Annotated in this window: 17 protein-coding genes and 1 pseudogene; 10 read left to right on the top strand and 8 right to left on the bottom strand. The window is 63.7% G+C overall.

The annotated features are described in order from the left end of the window. The 3 genes and pseudogenes from VFJ08_RS14070 to VFJ08_RS14085 all read left to right on the top strand — a co-directional run. A partial coding sequence (locus VFJ08_RS14070; protein ID WP_324997856.1) for an arginase family protein occupies positions 1 to 637 on the top strand: 637 nt, incomplete at its 5' end. Between the two features lie 52 nt (positions 638 to 689). Continuing rightward, positions 690 to 2,112: pseudogene (locus tag VFJ08_RS15805) on the top strand (purine-cytosine permease family protein). 60 nt (positions 2,113 to 2,172) lie between these two features. Then, positions 2,173 to 2,391 carry a DUF3820 family protein gene (locus tag VFJ08_RS14085; protein ID WP_324997859.1) on the top strand — a complete coding sequence of 73 codons (219 nt, stop codon included), beginning with the start codon at positions 2,173 to 2,175 and terminating at the stop codon, positions 2,389 to 2,391. Positions 2,392 to 2,446: 55 nt separating this feature from the next. On the opposite strand, the gene VFJ08_RS14090 is transcribed toward VFJ08_RS14085, so the two are convergent. Then, positions 2,447 to 4,063 (bottom strand): FGGY-family carbohydrate kinase, encoded by a 1,617-nt coding sequence (locus VFJ08_RS14090; protein ID WP_324997860.1) that lies wholly within the window; start codon positions 4,061 to 4,063, stop codon positions 2,447 to 2,449. Between the two features lie 246 nt (positions 4,064 to 4,309). On the opposite strand from VFJ08_RS14090, the gene VFJ08_RS14095 reads away from it, so the two are divergent. The 4 genes from VFJ08_RS14095 to VFJ08_RS14110 all read left to right on the top strand — a co-directional run bounded on the left by VFJ08_RS14095 (position 4,310) and on the right by VFJ08_RS14110 (position 8,688). Next, on the top strand, positions 4,310 to 5,272 hold the full coding sequence (locus VFJ08_RS14095) for an ABC transporter substrate-binding protein (protein WP_414707082.1): 963 nt from the start codon (positions 4,310 to 4,312) through the stop codon (positions 5,270 to 5,272). An 84-nt stretch (positions 5,273 to 5,356) separates the two neighbouring features. After that, positions 5,357 to 6,901, top strand: a complete 1,545-nt coding sequence (locus VFJ08_RS14100) for a sugar ABC transporter ATP-binding protein (protein WP_324997862.1) — start codon at positions 5,357 to 5,359, stop codon at positions 6,899 to 6,901. Further along, positions 6,898 to 7,884 carry an ABC transporter permease gene (locus tag VFJ08_RS14105; RefSeq protein WP_324997863.1) on the top strand — a complete coding sequence of 329 codons (987 nt, stop codon included), beginning with the start codon at positions 6,898 to 6,900 and terminating at the stop codon, positions 7,882 to 7,884. The genes VFJ08_RS14100 and VFJ08_RS14105 overlap by 4 nt, the downstream gene beginning before the upstream one ends. A 75-nt stretch (positions 7,885 to 7,959) precedes the next feature. Next, positions 7,960 to 8,688, top strand: a complete 729-nt coding sequence (locus tag VFJ08_RS14110) for an SDR family oxidoreductase (protein WP_324997864.1) — start codon at positions 7,960 to 7,962, stop codon at positions 8,686 to 8,688. A 14-nt stretch (positions 8,689 to 8,702) separates the two neighbouring features. Here VFJ08_RS14110 and VFJ08_RS14115 read toward each other — a convergent pair whose 3' ends face one another. Beyond that, positions 8,703 to 9,731 (bottom strand): LacI family DNA-binding transcriptional regulator, encoded by a 1,029-nt coding sequence (locus VFJ08_RS14115; RefSeq protein ID WP_349257022.1) that lies wholly within the window; start codon positions 9,729 to 9,731, stop codon positions 8,703 to 8,705. Positions 9,732 to 9,768: 37 nt separating this feature from the next. Continuing rightward, positions 9,769 to 11,241 carry a DHA2 family efflux MFS transporter permease subunit gene (locus tag VFJ08_RS14120; protein WP_324997866.1) on the bottom strand — a complete coding sequence of 491 codons (1,473 nt, stop codon included), beginning with the start codon at positions 11,239 to 11,241 and terminating at the stop codon, positions 9,769 to 9,771. 111 nt (positions 11,242 to 11,352) lie between these two features. On the opposite strand from VFJ08_RS14120, the gene VFJ08_RS14125 reads away from it, so the two are divergent. Continuing rightward, entirely contained in the window at positions 11,353 to 11,736 is a 384-nt protein-coding gene (locus VFJ08_RS14125) for a DUF2267 domain-containing protein (protein WP_324997867.1), read from the top strand. Positions 11,737 to 11,779: 43 nt separating this feature from the next. Here the strand turns inward: VFJ08_RS14125 and VFJ08_RS14130 are convergent, their stop codons facing one another. Beyond that, a complete protein-coding gene (locus VFJ08_RS14130) occupies positions 11,780 to 12,247 on the bottom strand; it encodes a nuclear transport factor 2 family protein (RefSeq protein ID WP_324997868.1) in 468 nt (155 codons plus the stop codon). A 70-nt stretch (positions 12,248 to 12,317) separates the two neighbouring features. Next, positions 12,318 to 13,274 carry a sugar-binding transcriptional regulator gene (locus VFJ08_RS14135; protein WP_324997869.1) on the bottom strand — a complete coding sequence of 319 codons (957 nt, stop codon included), beginning with the start codon at positions 13,272 to 13,274 and terminating at the stop codon, positions 12,318 to 12,320. Between the two features lie 196 nt (positions 13,275 to 13,470). Here VFJ08_RS14135 and VFJ08_RS14140 point away from each other — a divergent pair, with 196 nt between their 5' ends. After that, complete coding sequence (locus tag VFJ08_RS14140) at positions 13,471 to 14,256, top strand: SDR family oxidoreductase (protein ID WP_324997870.1); 786 nt, start codon at positions 13,471 to 13,473, stop codon at positions 14,254 to 14,256. A gap of 22 nt (positions 14,257 to 14,278) precedes the next feature. On the opposite strand, the gene VFJ08_RS14145 is transcribed toward VFJ08_RS14140, so the two are convergent. From VFJ08_RS14145 to VFJ08_RS14155, 3 genes are all read right to left on the bottom strand, one after another. After that, on the bottom strand, positions 14,279 to 15,043 hold the full coding sequence (locus tag VFJ08_RS14145) for an SDR family oxidoreductase (protein ID WP_324997871.1): 765 nt from the start codon (positions 15,041 to 15,043) through the stop codon (positions 14,279 to 14,281). A 61-nt stretch (positions 15,044 to 15,104) separates the two neighbouring features. Then, on the bottom strand, positions 15,105 to 16,637 hold the full coding sequence (locus VFJ08_RS14150; RefSeq protein ID WP_324997872.1) for an FGGY-family carbohydrate kinase: 1,533 nt from the start codon (positions 16,635 to 16,637) through the stop codon (positions 15,105 to 15,107). A gap of 351 nt (positions 16,638 to 16,988) precedes the next feature. After that, the gene (locus tag VFJ08_RS14155) at positions 16,989 to 18,284 is read right to left on the bottom strand and encodes a hypothetical protein (RefSeq protein ID WP_324997873.1); all 1,296 of its coding nucleotides are present in this window, start codon (positions 18,282 to 18,284) and stop codon (positions 16,989 to 16,991) included. Positions 18,285 to 18,645: 361 nt separating this feature from the next. Between VFJ08_RS14155 and VFJ08_RS14160 the strand changes: the two genes are divergently transcribed. Beyond that, positions 18,646 to 19,581 carry a D-ribose ABC transporter substrate-binding protein gene (locus VFJ08_RS14160; protein ID WP_414707084.1) on the top strand — a complete coding sequence of 312 codons (936 nt, stop codon included), beginning with the start codon at positions 18,646 to 18,648 and terminating at the stop codon, positions 19,579 to 19,581. Positions 19,582 to 19,584: the final 3 nt, after the last annotated feature.

The following is a 19,584-nucleotide window of genomic DNA, read 5'->3' on the forward strand; positions in this document are numbered from 1 at the left end:
GGCCTTTCATGCCGACGTGATCGCCACCGGCTGCCGGCCGCTGACGCTCGGCGGCGACCACACGCTCACGCTGCCGATTCTGCGCGCCGCGGCCGCCCACCACGGGCCGGTCGGGCTGATTCACGTCGATGCGCACGCCGACACCAACGAGCGGATGTTCGGCGAAGCCATCGCCCATGGCACGCCGTTCAGGCGGGCTATCGAGGAAGGTCTCGTCGATACCTCGCGCATGGTCCAGATCGGGCTGCGCGGCACCGGCTATGCCGCCGACGATTTCGATTGGGCCCGCCGGCAGGGCGTGCGCGTGGTGCCCGCCGAGCAATGCTGGCACCGGAGCCTTGCGCCGTTGATGGCCGAAGTGCGCGCGCAGGTCGCCGGCGGGCCGGTCTATATCACCTTCGACATCGACAGCCTCGACCCCGGTTTCGCCCCCGGCACCGGCACGGCCGAGATCGCCGGGCTCACGCCGCCGCAGGCACTCGAGATCGTGCGCGGTTGTCGCGGCCTGGATCTCGTCGGCGGCGATCTGGTCGAGGTCGCGCCGCCCTACGATCCGAGCGGCAACACCGCCGTGCTGGGCGCCAACCTTCTCTACGAAATGCTTTGCGTACTGCCGGACGTGGCGTATCGCGAATGAGCCGGGCGGCCGGTGCGCGCGGGACACGACACATACAAGATAAGGGGAGAAGATGGATTCGCTAAAAAACGACAGCGCGCCGGCGACGGGCCGCGGCCGGGTGGTCGAGGTACGCTCGATCGATTATGTGCCGAAGGCCGAGCGCCACGGCAAGGTTTGGCACCAGGGCCCGTTCTGGTTCACCGGCAATTTTGTGCTCACGACAATGGTGACCGGTTTTGTCGGGCCGTCGATGGGTCTTGGCGTCGGCTGGAGCGTGCTCGCGGTCGTGCTGGGCGCCGCTTTCGGCACCTTCTTCATGGCGTTTCATGCCAACCAGGGGCCGCGGCTGGGCCTGCCGCAGATGATTCAGTCGCGGGCCCAGTTCGGCTCGCGCGGGGCGATCCTGCCGTTCGCCGCGACCGTGTTCGTCTACTGCGGCTTCAACGTATTCAACGTCATTCTGGCCACCGAAGCATTGCAAATCGTGCTGCCCGGCGGGCCGCTGTTCTGGTATCCGTTTTTGGTGCTGCTGGCGATCGGCATCGCGGTCGTCGGCCACGATCTGCTGCATTTCGTACAGCGCTGGCTGACGCCGATCCTGATCGTCGTGTTCGCGGTGCTGACCATCGGCGCATTGATGATGCACGGGGTCGCGGCTACGCACGATCCGGGCGCCGGCTGGGCCGTGTTTCTCGTGCAGTTTTCGGCCGCGGCCGGTTACCAGATCAGTTATGCCGTGTATGTTTCGGATTATTCGCGTTATCTACCGCGCAACGTCTCGTCGCGGGGCGTGATTTCCTGGACCTATTTGGGCGCGGGTGGCTCCGCGATCTGGCTCATGTCGCTGGGCGCGTTTCTGGCCGCGGCGCTGCCGCATCCGGAAGCCATCGGCAGCTTGCGGATGGTCGGCAACGAGTTGCTGCCGGGCTTCGGCACCGGCGTTGATCAGCGTGATGGCGGTGAACATGTACGGCGCGATGCTCACCGGCATCAGCACTATCGACGCCTATCGTCCGGTGCGGCCGACGATCACGATACGCGTGATCGGTATCGTGCTATTCGGCGCGGTCGCGACCGCGGTGGCGCTCGTCATTCCCGACAGCTATCTGGGCAGTTTCAACAACTTTGTGATTCTGATGCTGTATTTCCTGGTGCCTTGGACGGCCGTGAATCTGATCGATTTCTATATCGTGCGCCACGGCCGCTACGCCATCACCGAAATCTTCAACCCGGCCGGTATCTACGGCCAGTGGTCGTGGCGGGGTATGCTGGCCTACGGCGCCGGCTTTCTGGCGATGATCCCATTCTTCGATATTTCCTTTTACACCGGTACGGTCACCCGGTGGCTGGGCGGGGCCGACATCTCGTTTCTCGTCGGGCTTGTCGTCGCGGGCGGTTTATACTGGTGCCTGGCGTCGGGCATCGATACGGCCGCGGAGAAGCGCGCGATCGCCGCTTCCGACCGCGCGCTGGCCGAGCGCAAGGGCGGCTGAGCGCGGGTTTCGTTTATGAGCAATTTTTGATCAGGGCGGGCGTTTCGTGTCGAGGCCGCGGTGAATCCACAGGATCTGGAAAAACTGGTCACGCGCACCATGCCGTTCGGCAAATACGAAGGGCGGCTGATCGCCGACTTGCCCGGCGGCTATCTGACTTGGTTCGCGCGGCAAGGCTTTCCCGCCGGCGAACTCGGCCGGCTGCTGGCGCTGATGTACCAGATCGACCACAACGATCTGCGCGGATTGCTTGCGCCGTTGCGTCGCGCAGACCGCTAAGACCCGGACCACAGCCGGGGCGATACGGGCGCTCGCCCGTGTCCGGCGCGCTCTTTCAGTCGGTTTTGGCCATGATTGCCCGGTAGGCCAGCTGGTCGGCGTGCAGGGCCCGATAGACGCGGTATTTGGCGTCGTGAAAAGCACGGCGCTCGGCACGCGGTTCGATCACGCGATCGGTCGCGCTCATCGCGACGGCGGCGGCGCGTAGGTCGGGCTGATCGCCACAGGCGGCGACCGCCAGCATGGCGCTGCCCAGCAGCACGGTCTCGGTTTCGGCCGGCAGTTCGATCGGCAGGTCGATCGCGTCGGCGGTCTCGGCCAGCCAGCGCTCGTTCTTGAGGATGCCGCCGCACAGCCGCAGCCGCGTCACTTGATGTCCGTTCTCGTTGAGCGCTTCCACGATATGGCGCGTGCCGTAGGACACGGCTTGCAAGGTGGCCAGATAGCGCAGCGCGAGATCGTCGATGCTCTCGGCCAGCGTCAATCCGGTCGCGATGCCGGTCAGCGAGGCGTCGGCCAGCGGCGAGCGGTTGCCGTGGTGATAGTCGAGCACATGAATATTTCGTGTCAGCGCGGCGCCGCCGGCTTCGGCCTCCATGGCGTCGAGGCGGGCGTTGAGCACGTCGAAATGGTTCGTGCCCTGTTCCTTCGCTTCGGCCATAAGCGCGTCGCAGGCCGCATGGTCGCGGATCACGTGGTCGATCAGGGCGCCGACCGCGCTTTGCCCGCCTTCGTTGATCCAGCCGTCGGGCAGCACCGCGCCCCAGTACGGTCCCCATACGCCGGGCACGAAGCAGGGCTCGCGCGAGAAGGCGATATGGCAGGTCGAAGTGCCGGCGATCACCGCCAGACTGCCCTCGGGATCGTCGCCGAGCATGCCGAGCGCGCCGGCGTGCGCGTCGATCAGCCCGGTGGCGACCGTGATCTCGCCGGTCAGGCCGAAAGCCTCGGCCACGCCCGGGTCGAGCGGCCCGGCCGGCGCGCCCGGCTCGCGGATCGGCCCCGCCATCAGCGGCTTGTCGAATAGGGATCCGAGGCCGATCTCGACCAGCAGATCGGTCGGCCAACGCTCCTCGTGGGCCAGATACAGCCATTTGCAGACCTGGGTGCATACGCTCTTCGCGGGCGCGTGCTCGCCGTCCAGTCCGCCGGTCGCGCGGGCCGCCATATAATCGGCCAAATCGAGGAAGATCGCGGCGCGTTCGTACTGATCGGGCCGGTTGCGCGCCAGCCACGACAGCTTGGGCAGTTCCAGTTCGGGGCTGACCTGGCCGCCGATATAGCGCAGCGCCTCGTGGTCGGTGGCCGCGATCTCCCGCGCCTCGGCGCTGGCGCGATGATCCATCCACATCACGATATTCTGCGCATCGTCCTCGGTCGGCGAAATCGAGACCGGTGTTCCGTCGGCGCCGAGCGCGACCAGCGAGCAGGTCGCGTCGAATCCGATCGCCCGCACGCTGTCGGCCGCGATGCCGGCGGCCTCGACCGATTCGCGTACCGCGGCCACGCAGGCATTCCAGATGTCGTCGCTGGACTGCTCGACGAAATCCGGCTTCGGCCGGAACTGAGCGATCGGCCGGGCGGCCTGGGCCAGACAACGGCCGGCGCCGTCGAAAATACCGGCTCGCACGCTGGCCGAGCCGACGTCGATACCGAGATAGTGCGCGCTCATATGGGTTCTCCTCGCGGTGCGGATGACAAGACGAGCGCCTTGGAGGGCGATCGGGCAACTACTCTGCCGTGTTCGCGGTGGCCGCGCTCGTGTTGCGCGTTCGACTTTAGTCTTTAATCCAAAAGGTCGATTGTACGGCTCAGAATAGAGGACTAACGTTAAATGACAACGTTAACATTAATGATTGCGTTGTCGATTTATGTAGATGGCAAACAGATATTGTCCGATAGCACCTAAACCGAGGAGATGACCATGCCAGACATAGCTCACCGTTCCCTACGCCGGGCGTTAGCCATCGCGCTATTGCCCTTGGCCGCGATCGCGCTGCCCGCCGCGGCCGCCGATGACAACAACAAGCCGGACGACCAGCTCGTCGTCGGCATGTCGTTTCAGGAATTGAACAACCCGTACTTCGTGACCATGCAGAAGGCGCTGCAGGACGCGATCGACAAGATGGGCGCCCGACTGATCGTGACCGACGCTCATCATAATATCTCCAAGCAGGTCAGCGACGTCGAGGACATGATCCAGCGCGGCATCGATATTCTGCTGCTGAACCCGACCGACACCGTGGGCGCTCAGTCGGCAGTGGTATCGGCGAAGAACGCGGGTGTTCCGGTAGTCGCGGTCGATGCTCAGGCGGAAGGCCCGATATCCGGCTTCGTCGGCTCGAAAAACTTCAAGGCCGGCTACCTGTCCTGCCAGTATTTGGCCAAGAGCCTGAACGGCAAGGGCAAAGTGGCGATTTTGAACGGTATTCCCGTGACGCCGATCCTGCAGCGCGTCAAGGGCTGCAAGAAAGCCCTCGGCGAGGCCGAGGGTATCCAACTGGTGGCTGAGCAAAACGGCCACCAAGAACGCAATGCGGCCATGCAGGCGACGCAGAACATGATCACGGCGCATCCGGATCTGGATGGGCTGTTCAGCGTCAACGACGGCGGCACGCTCGGCGCGTTGGTGGCGGTCAATTCGTCCGGCAAGGATATCAAGGTCGCCAGCATCGACGGTATTCCCGAGGCGATTAAAAAGATGCAGGAGCCGAATTCAGCGCTCGTGGTCGATGTGGCCCAGCATCCGGGCAAGATGGTCGTACAAGCGCTTCATTTGGCGGTGAAGAAATATCGCGGCGAAGACAGCCCGAAGAAGATTCCGGTGGATGTCACCGTGGTAACGCAGGACAACGCCGACGATTTCCATTGGAGTTATTGATCGACGGGTCAAGTCACGATAAGAAGGTTACGAGGCGCGGCCGGTTGATTACCGCCGCGCCTCGTTTGGCGGAGGAGGTTGCCGATGGCCGCGGTATTATCGCTTGAAAACGTGAGCAAGGGATTTCCCGGCGTCAAGGCGCTCGACGACGTGAGTTTGGGCGTCGAGGCCGGCGAGATCCATGCGTTGCTGGGCGAGAACGGCGCCGGCAAGTCGACGTTGATGAAGATTCTCTGCGGTATCTACCAGCCGGACGCCGGCACCATTCGGCTCGACGGCGAAGCCCGGGCATTTTCTAGCTACCGCGACGCCTGCGCCGCCGGCATCGGCATCGTGTTCCAGGAATTCAGTCTGGTGCCCTGGTTGTCGGTGGTCGACAACATTTTTCTGGGCCGCGAGCCGCGTAATCGGGTCGGTTTGATTCGACGCTCGCGGATGCTGGCCGAAGCGTCCGAGCTATTCGAACGCCTCGGCATCGATATCGACCCGGAAATCTCCGTGTATCGGCTGAGCGTGGCCGACCAGCAATTCGTCGAGATCGCCAAGGCGTTGTCGCTGAACGCGCGCGTGCTGGTGCTTGACGAGCCGACCGCGCCGCTTACGCCCACCGAGGTCGAACGGCTGTTCGCCATCATGCGGCGTTTGCGCGAAAACGGCGTGGCGATGGTGTTCATTTCGCATCATCTGGAGGAGATTTTCCAGATCTGCGATCGCATCACGGTGCTGCGCGACGGCGGCTTTGTCGCCAACTGCGCGGTCAGCGAAACCGATCACGACGCGCTGGTGGAGATGATGGTCGGGCGTCGCGTCGAAAACATCTTTCCGCCGCGCGGGCCGCGCGACAAGAACGCGCCGGTCCTGCTCGAAGCGGAAATCGGCATGAAGAAAACCGCGCATACCGATTCGCTGAAGCTGGCCCAAGGCGAAATACTGGGTTTCGCGGGGCTCGTCGGCTCCGGGCGCAGCGAAATGGGGATGGCGCTAATCGGCGCCTATCCGACGCGCGTCGCGCGTATACGTCTCGATGGCCGCGAGATGCGGTTCTCGTCGCCCGCGGATGCGCTGGCCGCCGGTATCGGGCTGTTGCCGGAGGACCGCAAGAGTCAGGGCCTCATCCTGCCGTTTTCATGCAGCGACAACATCACGCTCAATCATCTGGCCCAGTTTTATCATCGCTCCACGCCGTTCATCAGCCGCCACAAGGAAAGCCGGCAGGTCGATTCGGTCATGGATCAGGTGCGGGTCAAGGCGCCGAGCAACGCAACTCCCGTACGGTCGCTGTCCGGCGGCAATCAACAGAAAGTGGTGATCGCGCGCTGGTTGGAGCGTGGTTGTCGCATCCTGATTTTCGACGAGCCGACGCGCGGTATCGATGTCGGCGCCAAGTCGGAGATTTATATGCTGATGAAACGTCTGGCGGCGCAAGGCATCGCCATCATCATGATTTCCTCGGAGCTGCCGGAGATCACCGGCGTCTGCGATCGGGTGCTGGTGTTCAGTCACGGCCGTATCGTGGCCGAGCTCGCCGACGACGATATCGATTCCGAAACCATTATGCGCCACGCCGTCAGCGAACCGCGTCATGACGACGCCGATGCCCGTGAGCCCGCCGCCGAGGAAGTCCGATGACCGACACCAGCCGAGATGCCGCCATTAGTGCCCCGCGCCGTAAGCGCGCGCCCGCTTGGCAACGCGCGCTGCACTCGCCGATGTTCTACCCGCTGCTGGGGTTCATCGCCGTATTCATTCTCATGGCGCTGCTGAACGACCGTTTTCTGGACATCAATAATCTGGAAAACGTGGCCCGCCAGGGCACGGTGATCGGCATTATCGCCGTGGGCATGAGCTTTGCCATCTTCACGGGCGGTATCGACCTGTCGGTCGGCCCGGTGATGGCGCTGTCAGGCACGATCATGGCCGGTTTGATGGTGGGCGGCTGGCCGGCCCCGATCGCCATTGCCGCCGGGATTTGCGTCGGTGCTCTGCTCGGTGCGTTCAACGGCTTCTGCGTGGCTTTCGGCCGTATGCCGCCGATTATCGTAACGCTGGCGATGATGGGGGCCGCCCACGGGCTGGCGCTGATTTATACCGGCGGTTATCCGATCTCGGGGCTGCCTTCCTGGTTCTCATGGTTCGGCCGCGGCAACGTATTGGGCCTGGATGCGCCGGTCCTGATTATGCTTCTGGTCTACGCCGTGGCCTATATCGTGCTGCACCACACCGCCTTTGGCCGTTACGTCTATGCCGTGGGCGGCAACGAGGAAGCCACCCGTCTGACCGGCATCCGCGTGCCGCGCACCAAGATGCTGGTGTACGCGATCAGCGGGCTCACCGCGGCGATTTCCGGGCTCGTGATCACGTCGCGTTTGATGAGCGGCCAACCCAGTATCGGCATCGGTTTCGAACTGGACGCGATCGCCGCCGTCGTCCTTGGCGGCGCCTCCATCGCGGGCGGCCGCGGTGTGATCGTCGGCACGTTGGTCGGCGCCATGCTGCTGGCGATCCTCAACAACGGCCTGAATCTGATGGGCGTGTCGTCCTATCTTCAGGACGTGATCAAGGGCGGCATCATCCTGCTCGCGGTTTATATCGGTCGCGGGCGCGAAGCCTAGGTCGAATGCAATCATTCAGCGCGGCCATGCTTATCAATGTTCAACGATGACTCAGTCCAATTGGAGAAACGAGATATGACGAACGACCTGCAGGGCAAGACCGCCGCGGTGACGGGTGCGGCCTCCGGTATCGGCTGGGCGAGCGCGCAGGCGATGCTCGATGCCGGCGCAACGGTGGTTCTGGTCGATCGCGACGAGGCCGCCTTGAACGAAGTCCGACAGGGCTACGGCGAGCGCGCCATTCCACTGGTCATCGACCTGCTGGACGCGGCGCAGTGCGCGTCCCTGCTCACGGGTATTCTCGAAAAAGTCGATCATCTCGACATTTTTCACGCCAATGCCGGTACCTATATCGGCGGCGACTTCATGGACACCGACGAAGCCACGATCGATCGCATGCTGAATCTGAACGTCAACGTGGTCATGAAGAATGTACGCAACATCTTGCCGCACCTGATCGAGCGCGGCACGGGCGATATCGTCGTCACCTGCTCCGTGGCCGGGCATCACCCGGTGTGGTGGGAACCGGTTTATGCGTCTTCCAAATGGGCCATCAACTGCTTCGTGCAGACGATCCGGCGGCAGGTGATCAAGCACGGCATCCGGGTCGGGGAAGTCGCGCCCGGCCCGGTCAGCAGTGCGCTGCTCAAGGACTGGCCCGAGGAGAATCTGCGCAAGGCCAAGGAGTCCGGCAGCCTGATCGAGCCCAAGGAGGTGGCCGACGCGATCATGTTCATGTTGACCCGGCCACGCAACGTCACGATTCGCGATGTGGTTGTGCTGCCGACCAATTTTGATATGTGACGCGCGGGCCGCGACTATTCGACCAACGTGCCGCGTACGGTGACCGTCTGCCGTGGTAGTTCCGGATCGGTAACACGTTCGAGCAGCAGCTCCAGCGCCTGCCTGCCCGCATGGAAGCCGTCGTGCACCACGCAGGGTACGCGGATATCGAAGATATCCAGATAGGGTAGGCGGTCGATACTGATCACGCTCGGCGTATCCGGCGCGATGCCGTGCGATTTCATCGCCTGCAGTGCGCCCAGCGTGATCAACTGGTTCATGCCGAAGATCGCGCGCGGTATGCCGTTGTTCTCGATATAGGCGCCGACCTGATCGCGGGTCGATTCCAGCGTATAGTCGCCCCACAGGACAACGGTATCGATGCCGTGCCCGCTTTCCGCGAGCGTGCTCTGCACACCGGCCAGTCGCGCGCGCGAGATGATCGAATGCTCCGGCCCGGCCGCCACCAGCAAGCGCGAGGGCCCGCCCGGCGGTGCGGCCTGCCCCGTGAACACGCGCTTGAGCAGGTGCGTGGCCACGCACTGGCCGGCCCAGACGTTGTCCAGCACCACCGAACTGAAACCCGCGTTGTAGAGCGTACGATCGAGCTGGACCACGGCCATGTCGCTGTTATGCAGCCGTTCGATATAATCCGGGGCGTAGTCCGGTTGGTCCGAGACCGGCGAAAGAATGATGCCGGCCGCCTGATAGCTCAGCAGCGTCTCGATCGCGTTGGCTTCCAGCCACGCCTCGCCGTCGGTGTCGAACAGCAGAATGGCGTAGTTGTGCTGCTTGGCGTGGCGCGAGATCGCCTTGATCATCTCGGCGTAGAACGGGTTGTCCACGCTGGCGGTGACGATGCCGATCAGCCGGCTCTTGCTGTGCTTCAGTCCGCGCGCGAAGGCGTTGGGCACGTAGCCGAGTTCGCTGGCCGCCGCCTCGATCCTCGAGCGCGTTTCCGGTTTGACCATCTCCGGCCGGTTGAGCGCGCGCGAGACCGTAATGTTGGTCAGGCCCACGCGGGCGGCGACGTCGGCGATGGTCACGCGGCGGTTCTTGGACATGAAGCGGCGTCGTTCGGACATGAAAATAAATAACCGTCTATTTTAGCTCAGCGCGGCCGGTGGCACCGCTGTTTTCGCGCCGGTGCAAGACAGCCATGCCGATTGCCAGCCCCACGCCGACCAGAAAGACCGCGCCGAACACGGCGAAGGTATCGCGGAAGGCTCGCGTGATCTCGGCCAGCGCGCGCGCCGAAGGCGCTTGACCCTGGTAGAGCGAGCGCAGATCGACCTGGCCGCCGAGATAGTGCGCGGCGCGGATTTCCAGCAGTAGGGCGAACAGGTTCACGCCGAGCGTGCCGCCGAGTTGGCGCGCGAAGCTGATCATGCTCGAGCCCTGATGGGTAAGCTCGCTGGGCAGCCCGCGCAGGCCGCCGATGTTCAATGCGGGCATCATGACGCCGAGCGCCATGCGGCCGACGGCGACCAGCACGGCAAGTAGCCAGAACGGGGTGGTCGGATCGGCCAGCGCGAGGCCGGCGGTGCCGAGCGCGAAGCCGCCGCAGCCGATGATATTGAGCCGGTGAGCGGGAAATCGATCGGCCAGGCGTCCGCCGATCGGGAAGATGGCCAGCAGCGTCAGGCCGGCGGGCATCATCACGAGCCCGGTGGCGCTCGGCGACATCTGTTGTACGCTCTGGGCAAGCAGTGGCACGAGGTAGGTCGAGGCATACAGGCCCGCCCCGTAGAGCGCGGCGATGCCGACGGTCAGCACGAAGCGCGGATAGGCAAATACCGCGAGGCGGATCAGCGGGTGGGGCGACCTGAGCAGCCGGATCACGAAGCCGGCCGCGAACGCGAGCCCGGCCGCGGTGAGCAGACCGCCGCGCAGCCGGGCGTATTCGGACAGCGCGGTGAGCCCGACCAGCACTAGCACGAGCGCAGCCCCCAGCAGACCGAAGCCGAGCCAGTCGAAGGGTACGCGCTCGGTACTGGCCCGGCGCGTCAGCACCCGCCAGCCGCCGGCCAGGCCGAGCAGGCAGAATGGAATCGACGGCAGAAAAACCGCCCGCCACGACAGCCAGTCGATCAGAAAGCCGCCCACGGTCGGGCCGAGCGCCGGCGCGAGCACCACGCCCATGCCGTACAGCCCCAGCGCCCGCCCGCGCTCGGCGTCGTCGAAACTCTGGAAGATCATCACCAGCGCCAGCGGCTGGATGATGCCGGCGGTGGCCCCCTGAATGACACGGGCGGCGATCAGCACCCAGGCATCGGGGCTGGCGGCCGCAAGCACGCAGGCCAGAAGAAACACGCAGAGCGCGGCCTCGAAGGTACGGCGCTGGCCGAGCCGTTCGATCACCCGGGCGCTGGCGAGCATGGCCGCGGTCATGGCGGCGAGAAAACCGGTCGAGATCCACTGCGCGCCGGCCTGACTCAAGCCGAAGTCCGCCATGATCGGCGGGATCGCGACGTTGATGACGGTGGCGTTGAGGACGACAGCTATAGTGCCCATCAGCACCGTCAGCGCCACCGGCCAGCGCCCGGCCCGGGCGTCGTCGCGTTCCGAACTCATCCCCTATTCTACCGCCGTATCGCCGCCGGCTCAGGGTTTGCCGCGATGGTGGTTTTGTTTCATGGCCCGCATGCTGAGGCCGTTCGCAACACGGGGTATGCAAGGAGCATCATGCAAACCGATCGATTTATCGCTCACGTCTACGAAGCCTGTCCGCAACTCGCGCCGGATGTGGTGCATCAGTGCACGCTGATCACGCTGGATTCGTTGTGCGAGCAGCTGCCCAAGGACCAGACCGCGCGCATGGCCGAACAACTCCCGAGCGAGATCGCCGACGCGATCCGTGCCGGCGGCGATCGGGCCGACACATCCTACGTGCCGATCTCGCTGGACGAGTTTTACGGCAAGGTCGCGTTTCGCACCGAACTGTCCGACGAGGATACGCGTCAGCTCGTGGCCGGCGTGATCCGAACGTTGGAAAAAGCGCTCAGCGACGGTGAAGCCGAAGCCGTGGCGCTGGATTTGCCGAGCGAACTGGACCAGCTACTGCGCTGATCGGACGCATCGCGCCCGTTGGCCGCGCGCTCGGCGGAGCGATCTACAAGCCGAGATCGCTCAAGCCGGGATGATCGTCCGGCCGGGGCCCCGCGGGCCAGAAAAACAGACGATCGGCCGCGCGGATCGGCAGATCGTTGATGCTGGCCAGACGAATCGCCATCAGGCCGTCGTCGTCGAACTGCCAGTTCTCGTTGCCGTAGGATCGGTACCATTGGCCGGCGTCATCGTGCCATTCATAGGCGAAGCGCACCGCGATACGATCATCGGCGAACGCCCAGGGCTCCTTGATCAGCCGATACGCCAGTTCGTGTTTCCACTTACGGGTGAGAAAAGCACGGATTTCGTCGTGGCCGTGGAGAAACTCCGCGCGATTACGCCAGCGGCTGTCCGGCGTATAAGCCAGCACGACCTTGTCCGGATCGCGGCTGTTCCAGGCATCCTCGGCCGCGCGCACTTTCTGCGCGGCGGTCGTGGCCGTGAAGGGCGGAACGGGCGGCTTGGTTTCCATGCATCCCCCTTTCCAGGGTGTTTACAAGAGCGACGTGGCAGTGTTTTTACCGTGCCCGGCCAGATGATAGCTAGGCCTCTTCCGCATATTGCAAGACTTGTGCGGCGGTGTCGTGATCGGTAATGACGATATTGGGTTTGGCGAGCCTGAGCGAGGCATACAACGGTATCGCTTTTTGGGGGCCGCCGCTGGCCACGATCACGTTCGGGATATGCTCTAGCCGGGTCGGGTCGAACGCCGCGACCCGCCGGTTGATGGGATGATCAACCACTTCACCCTGGGCGTTGATGAAATGGCAAAGGATATCGCCGACGGCGCCCTGATCGATCAACTCCCGTACTTGGTCGCGTTCGAGGAAGCCGTAACGGCCGACCGGCGCAGTGGGGGACAATTCGCCGACGCTGACCACGGCTGCGTCGACCCGGTTGGCCCGCGCCATGACATCGGATAATTCACGCTGAGCCAGCAGGGCGGTTCGCAATTCGGCGCTGGCCACGAACGCCGGAGCCGCAAGCACGTAGCAATCCGCTCCGAGTTTGTTGGCAAACTGCCACGCGCATTCCATGGGGTTGAGTCCGCGCGGGTGTGTGAGCGCGCCGAGCAGGGAGACGACACTGGCCTGCTTCAACGGACGCGCGGCCATGGCCCGGGTTGCGTAGGTCAGCGTGCGTCCCCAACCGATACCGATGCTCATGTCGTCGGCGAAGAACTCGGACAGATAGTCGCCGGTGGCCTGGCCGATCATGCGGTTCACGTTGTCGGACTCGATGGGGGTGGGCACGACCACCGCATCCATCAGATCAAAGCTCTGTTTCAGCCGCTGTTCGAGTTCCAGGCAGGGCGCGTCCTCGGACTGAATGCGAAACTGTACGATGCCGGTCTCGCGCGCGCTAGCCAGCAGCCGTGTCGTTTTCACCCGGCTGATACCCAGATTCTGGGCGATGCGTTCCTGGGTCTGACCTTCGACGTAATAGAACCAGGCAGCGCGTACTGCAAGTTTCAGGTCACGTCCGTCTATTTCGCTCATCAATATGGCCGTTTGAGGCTGCAGTGCCAGCGTGTTCGAACACGCCATCGTAGCAAGCCGAGAGCCGTTGAAATCAGGTGGACGCAAGCGGGTGGCACCGATCTCGCATGCATTCGTTACGCAAGCCAAGCCTGCTATGGCATGAACATTTAAAATATATTAGTTTAATATGTTCATGCAAATATGGAGGAAAGTGATGCGACGATTCGATAACAAGACGGTCGTGATTACGGGTGGAAGCCGTGGCATCGGGCTCGGCATCGCCGAGCGATTCGCCTCGGAGGGGGCGAATATTGTACTGAGCTCGAATGAAGAGTTGGTCAATGAAGCGGCGGATCGGCTGCGCGATAAATATTCGGCCGAGGTCGTCGGGCACGTGACCGATGTCACGGATCGGCGCCAGGTGGTCGAAATGCTCGATGTCGCAGAGCGATCATTTGGGTCCGTCGATATCGGGGTGTTCAACGCGGGGATCATCACGATCGCCCGTCTTGAAGACATGACCGAGGATGAATGGGACCGCACGCTGGAAGTCAATACGAAGGGCGTATTTCTATGCTGTCAGGAGGCCGCGGCCCGTATGCGTCGAGCCGGGCGCGGCGGCCGTCTGATTAATGCGGCTTCGGGACAGGCGCGGCAGGGCTTCAAGTACACGCCCCACTACGCAGCCAGCAAGTTCGGGGTGGTCGGCCTGACCCAGAGTCTGGCGCGTGAACTCGCACGGGAGGGCATTACGGTCAACTCCTTCTGCCCGGGGATCATCGAAACCGATATGTGGGCGTACAACGACCAAGTCTGGGGCCGCCTGCTGGGCGACTACGGGCCGGGCGAGCTGATGGCCGAGTGGGTGCGGGGCGTGCCCATGGAGCGTGCCGGTCAGGCCAGCGATGTCGCCGGGTTGGTGGCCTTTCTCGCCTCCGACGATGCCGCCTATATCACCGGCCAGGCGATCAACGTCGACGGCGGCCTGATCATGTCATAGCTCGCGTCCGACGCGTATCCAATCACCAGCAAACGAAGCCGCCGTCGACCACGAGGTCGGCGCCGGTGCAGAAGGACGAGGCGCGGCTGGCGAAGAACACGGCCGGGCCCACCATTTCGCCGACTTCGGCCAGCCGCTGCATCGGCGTTTCGTCAGCGAATTGCTGGCGTTGAGCGGCCACCTCCGGACGCTTGTTCATCGGGCTTAGTGTATAGCCTGGACTGATAGCGTTTACACGTACGCCGCGGTCGCACCATTCGGTCGCCAGACTGCGCGTCAAGTGGCTCACCGCGGCCTTGGATGAATTGTAATGCGCTTGGCTCAGCCCCCGATTGGCGATCCATCCCGACATCGACGAGATGTTGATAATCGAGCCGCCGCCGTGGTCGAACATGGCGCGGGCGGCGGCCCGGCACGATTTGAACAGCCCGGTGTAGTTGGTGTCGATCACCCGCTGCCATTCCTCGATCGGCATGTCCTCGGCCGGAAAGGCGTTGGCGATGCCCGCCGAATTGACCGCGATCGTCAATGGCCCGGATCCTTTCTCGATGGCCGCCACGGCGTCGGTCAGATCTTGCTCTTCGGTGACCGAGCCGGTCAGCCGGATCGCGCGCCGCCCGAGCCGTTCGATGCGTTCGATCGTCTCGTCCAGGCCCTGGCTGGTCTTGCGGCTGAAGCAGCCGATGTCGGCGCCGGCCTCGGCCAGACCGACGGCGATCGCCTGGCCGATGCCGCTGCCCGCGCCGGTGACCAGCGCGTTCTGTCCGTCCAGCCGAAACATATCCATAACGAGCTCCATTGCTTCATTGATCGCGGAGTGTTCGGCGGGGCCGTCCGCCGAGTAAACCTTAGTCGGCGTCGCGGCTGGCGCGCCGGAACGCGGCTAGCCGGCGCGTGATGCCGGACAGCGCGGGGTACAGGTCGGCGTAGATCGGCTTGAGCTCATCGTAGCGCGCGGCATGGCCGGGATTTGGCTCGATCCGCTCGTCGTCCCGAGTCATCGTGTTCGCCGCCGTCTCGAAATCGTCGAACCAGCCGCAGCCGACGGCGGCGGCGATGGCCGCGCCCAGGCAAGGGGGTTCCGCCGTGGCGGCGCGCACCACCGGTTTATTCATCACGTCGGCGAGGATCCGGCACAGCAGATCGCTGGAAGCCACGCCGCCGAGCACCGCGATTTCGTCGATATCCCGGCCGCTGGCGCGCAGCGTCGCGCCGGTCGCCACCCACTGTTCCATCGCCAGACCTTCCAGTAGGGCGCGATACATTTGACCGTGGCCGTGATCGCCGGACAGCCCCACCAGTGCGCCGCGGGCCGATTCGTCCCAGTAGGGCGACATCACGCCGCCCCAGTACGGCAGGAGCAGCAGGCCGTCGGCCCCGATCGGGGTGTCGGCCGCGGCTTTTTCCAGCGCCTCGGCAGTGCATCCGGCCGGATCGCCCACGCCGATCGTGTCACGCAGCCAGTTCACGAGATGGCCGCAGGTGCGCAGGCAAGTCTCCAGAATATAGCCGTCCGGCACGGGCGCGGTCATGGTGCGATACGCCATGCTTGGCGTGTAGTCGTCGGCCATGATGCCCGAGACCGCGCCGGTGCCCAGCGATAGGTAGGCGCGTCGCCGATCAAGAACATTCACGCCGAGACCGGCGTATTGGCCGTCGCCACCGCCGGCGATGACCGGCAGACCGGCGGGCAGTCCGGTGGCCGTTGCCGCGGCATGGCCCAGTTCGCCGATCGGGGCGCCGGGCGCGACCAGTTCCGGTAATTGATTCGTCGACAGGTCCAATATGTCGAGCAGCGGTTGAGACCACTGGCGGGATGCCATGTCGAGCAGCCCGAGCGGGTCGGCGCTGGCCCAACTGGTGGCGTGGCGCCCGGTCAATCGACGATTGAGATAACCGTGCACGTCGACCACGCGGGCGGCACGCGCGTAGATGCCGGGCTCGTGTCGCCGGAGCCAGTGCAGGGCATACAGGGCCGGAGTAGGGTCGGGATCCTTGCCGGTAATTCGGCGAATCTCATCCGAGCCAAGCGCGTCGCGCAACAGGGCAACGTCTTTACGGGCGCGCTCGTCCAGCCAGAGAATCGCCGGCCGAAGCGGCTCGTCGTTGGCATCGAGCATTACAAAGCTTTCGCGCTGGTGCGTGATCGACAATCCGGCTATTCGCCCGGTGTCGACCTCGGCGGCGATCTCGGCGAGGGCCTCGCGGCAGCTTTGCCACCATTGTCGCGCGTCGTGCTCGAACTGGAACGGCGCCGGCGTATACAGCTTGATCGGCGATCTCGACTCGGCGTGCAACGTGCCGGAACGATCCCAGACCGTGGCCTTGGTGGCCGTGGTGCTGCAATCGATGCCGACGACCAGGGTCTGTTGCCGCTTCATACGACGCCGCGCCGGCGGCCGCCCGAACAATATTCGAGCTGGTGCAAGACAAGGCGCAGCGGGCGTACGGTAGTCATTCTACCGTAGCGCGCTGCAACGCTGGATTGCGGCAAAATGGCCCCCGGCCCTTCGGGTTGCGGCCCCAAATCGCGCCATCCGGCGTTGCAGAGCTTGACCGCAGAATGACTGCGGTCGGCGCCCTGCGTCTGGGCTGACACGATTTGGGGTTGCAACGCGGGGCCGTATGAAGCGGTAACAGGCCCTAGATCGCTCACGTGGAACTCCCTTGCTGTTCGGGCGGGGCTTGCCGGATAGCGGCTGCCTCGCCTCGTGCGTTTCATGATTCGGTCGCTATTCTCCGGCGTCCTGGCGTTTGCGCAATTCGACGATCCGGGCGTCGGCCGCGGGTTCGCAATTGTCGTAGGTCAGGTATTCCCCGGCCGCGATGGGCTTGCGAACCACGGCATTCTCCGCCAGCCCGAGCGGCAGCGCATTGTTGTGGCGCGCCGCCTCGGTGCTCACGGCCCAGCCGCGGTAGCTGTATTCTCCGATCTTGTCGAGCGTATCGCCAGGAGCGAGGGCCTTCTTGGCCAGAGCGGCGACTTCGGCGGTCGGCCGGTCGAGCGGCTGCATGTCGGCGGCGCCGTAGAGCACCGCTCGTGCCGCGCTCAGCGGCACCTCGAGACTGGTCAGGTGATAAGGGCGATAGAATGTGTAGTAGGGGCCTGGGCCGAGTTTAAGGTCGGACATGCGTTCGCGCACCCGTGGATGACGCATTTCGGCGATACAGAACACGCCCGGCGACACGCCCTTGCCGACGCTGTAATCGACCACGCCGCGCCGTTGCAGCACGCCGCCATCCTCTTGCGGGCAGAGAACGTCCTGCAGGTCGTCGAGGCCGGCCTCGGGGCCATGCATGCCGGCGACGTCCGGCGCCATGCCGGTGGCATTGGCGATCGCGACCATCTCGATCATGGTTTTCGAGCCGTCGACGAACTCGACCAACATGCGTGGGTTCATATTCCGCCGGGAGGCCTCCTCCTGATATTCGTGCGGCACCGCGTCGATGCGTAGCGGATTGTTCTTGCCCTTGCCGGCGCAGACGATCGGATAGCCTAGGCTCTGCACGAAGTTGATCAGCTCCATGGTCGAGCTCGGCTCATCGCCCGCCCCCAGCGAATAGACCACGCCGGCACGCTCGGCCTGGCGCTTGAGGAACGGGCCGATGGTCACATCGGCTTCGACGTTCATGGTCACGATGTGTTTGCCGTGCTCCATGCCCAGCATGGCCAACTCGGCGCCCACGCCGGGATTGCCGGTGGCGTCGATCAGGACATCGATATTGTCGCTGCGGCAGATCAGTTCCGCGTTCTCGCAGATCGCGATGCGCCGTTTCGAGATGCAGCGCTCGACGGCGGACTCGCTGTCCGCCTTTTCGGCGTCGCCGGCATCGTGTCCGGCGATCTCGATCGCCTTGCGTGCGGCTTCGGCGCGGATTTCGGCGACGCCGGCGATCCGGATGCCGGGCATCTGCGCCACCTGCATCACGATATCGGTGCCCATTTCGCCGGTGCCGATGAGGCCGACGTTGACCGGATTGTTCGATGCTTCGCGCTCGCGGAGATCGCTGCTCAGATTCTGCGACATGATGTCCTCGCATGACGTGGTGGGGTGACGGGCTCGGGCCGAACTGGCATGTCACGGTGCGAACAATATAATCATCGAAAATCTTAATGTGCAACTCTACTGTTAAGATGGTTGACCTGTATAGCTGAAACGATGGCCTATCTTCTTTATTTCATTGCACAAAGGATTTCATAGACTAAAGTTGTAATGAACATAAATGATTATGAAAGTACAAATGTGCATACCGCATCGGTCAGATGGCCGATAGCTGGCCTCGGTGTAAGGCGCTTCGCGTTCCGGACACCGTTTCCAAGGAAAAGAGGAGATAGAGATGACGCGCGACCACACCCGACAACGCACGATGATTTGGCATTGCGCCGCGATGCTGATGATGGTTCTGGCGCTGGTGGTATCCAGCACAGCCAGCGCCGCTGATAACAACGATGGTCAGAAAGGCCAGATCGCGATTCTGGTGAATTCGCTGGACAACCCCTACTACGCCGCGGAAGCCAAGGCGGCCAAGCGGAAGGCGCAGTCGCTGGGATACAGCACCCTGGTCCTGTCACACAATGAGGATGTGAACCGTCAGCACCAGCTGATCACTTCCGTGGTGGCCAAGGGTGTGGAGGGCATTGTGCTCGACAACGCGGGCTCGCAGGCCAGCGTCTCGGCCGTCCGCTATGCCAAGCAGCACGGGGTGCCGGTCGTGCTGATCAATCGCGAGATTCCGGAGGACGGGATTGCCATCGCCCAGCTGTCGCACAACAACGTACAGGCGGCTTCGCAGGTTGCGCATAAGTTTGTGCAAAAGCTTGGCGAGAAAGGCAAGTATGTCGAACTGACTTGTAATCTCGCGGACAATAACTGCGTTGCCCGCTCGAAAGCCTTCCACCGCGTGCTCGACCAGTATCCCGATCTGAAAATGGTCGCCCGTCAGGACGCCAACGGCGCTTTGTTGGATGCGAAAGAGATCATGGATTCCATTCTGCAGGAGCACCCCGACATCGACGGCGTGATCTGCGGTAACGGCCCGGTCGCCCTGGGTGCGATCGCTTCGCTGCAGAATGCCGGAAAGGACGATGTGATCGTCGCCGGCATGGATGGCAGCAATGAAGAAATCGAGGCGATCAAGTCCGGCAAGCTCTATGCGACCGCCATGCTTCAGGCGCAGAAGATCGCCCGTGTTGGCGTCAGCGAGCTCGACAAGTATCTCAGGACCGGCAGCACCGGCCGCCCGGAGCGTCAGCTTTTTCGCGGGATTCTGATCACGAAGGATAACGCGGACAAGGTGCACGATTTCTCCTATGGGAAGAAATAGCGC

It is taken from the genome of Salinisphaera sp., from assembly GCF_035690525.1.
GTDB lineage: Bacteria > Pseudomonadota > Gammaproteobacteria > Nevskiales > Salinisphaeraceae > Salinisphaera.